Source organism: Undibacterium sp. Xuan67W (genome assembly GCF_049340165.1).
In the GTDB taxonomy this organism is placed as follows: Bacteria; Pseudomonadota; Gammaproteobacteria; order Burkholderiales; family Burkholderiaceae_D; genus Undibacterium.
On the sequence record NZ_JBMPPN010000053.1, the window covers coordinates 1 to 1258 of the forward strand.

Genomic DNA, 1258 nt, shown 5'->3' on the forward strand with positions numbered 1-1258 from the left:
CGGTGCGCATGGCGCACCCTTGTATCATAAGGATTCATTCAATAGATGAAAATTGAATGCTTACAAAAGCAACTATTCGCTGAGTAAAAGTTATTTGGAATAGATACGGGATGCCGTGCGCACCCTGGGGCTTTTAGCCCGAAACGTAGATATGCACCCGTATCTCATTTCCTGTTAAATCTGAACAGTATCCTAGGCCAGTGCCACTTATTGGCACCTGAGCCTGCATCCACAAGGTTAGACCATACAGGTTTCCAAATCGTCTTTATTTTCCTCACTTTGATCTTTATGATGAATATCGGTATTGACATCGCCAAACTAAAATTTGATATAGCTGTGCTTGATAGCAATAATAAATATAAGCACAAGACATTTAAAAATTCACGCTCCGGCTTCGACGATATGCTGATCTGGTGTGAGTCCTTGTCTGTGCAAGATGCTCATTTCTGCATGGAGGCGACCGGCGTATATTACGAAGCACTAGCGAATTATTTGTTTGACGCAAAATACAAAGTTTCCGTCGTTAATCCAGCACAAATTGCCGCATTTGCACAGAGCACATTAAGCCGTGTTAAGACCGATAAAGCCGACGCCAAGTTAATCGCACGGTTTTGCCAGGTGATGAATCCTTCTTTATTTACGCCGCTTCCAGCCAATATCCGCCAGCTACAAGCGCTTGTTCGTCGCTTGGAGTCACTCAAGGATTTACAGCAACAAGAACGTAACCGCCTGGAAGTTTCTTTACCAGTTGTTGCCCCTTCCATCAATACTGTCTTACTCACGTTGGCAGAAGAGATTAGGGCGATTGAGCAAACCATTAAAGCGCATATCGATGACGATCCCGATCTGCGCACGCAAAGCGACTTACTCAAGTCTATTCCAGGGTTGGGGAAAGTTTCTAGTGCCTTATTGCTTGCTGAACTACCTTTCTCCCGCCATGCATGTGCCAAGTCCGTCGTCTCATTTGCTGGCTTGAATCCACGACCGTACGAGTCAGGTTCATCTGTCAGGGGGAAGGGCAGAATCTCAAAAACAGGTTCCGCTCGCTTACGTGCTGGCTTGTATATGCCTGCTATTGTCGCTATGCGCTTCAACCCTGTCATCCGCCATTTTTATCAACGACTACTACAAGCAGGAAAACCTAAGATGCTCGCTATCGTTGCTTGTATGCGAAAATTACTTTCTTTGGCTTTTACGATCCTTAAGTCTAAAACCCCTTTTAATCCAGAATTCGCTTGATCTGCAAGACAGTATCTAC

1 protein-coding gene is annotated in these 1258 nt (G+C 44.9%); it reads left to right on the forward strand.

Features of this window, described 5'->3' with window-relative positions:
- Positions 1-291 precede the first annotated feature (291 nt).
- Complete coding sequence (locus ACO0LE_RS20200) at positions 292-1239, forward strand: IS110 family transposase (RefSeq protein WP_422962120.1); 948 nt, start codon at positions 292-294, stop codon at positions 1237-1239.
- Positions 1240-1258: the final 19 nt, after the last annotated feature.

Excerpts from the sequence above, each read along its gene's own strand:
- ACO0LE_RS20200 (WP_422962120.1), top strand. The coding sequence starts at position 292 with ATGAATATCGGTATTGACATCGCCAAACTAAAATTTGATATAGCTGTG.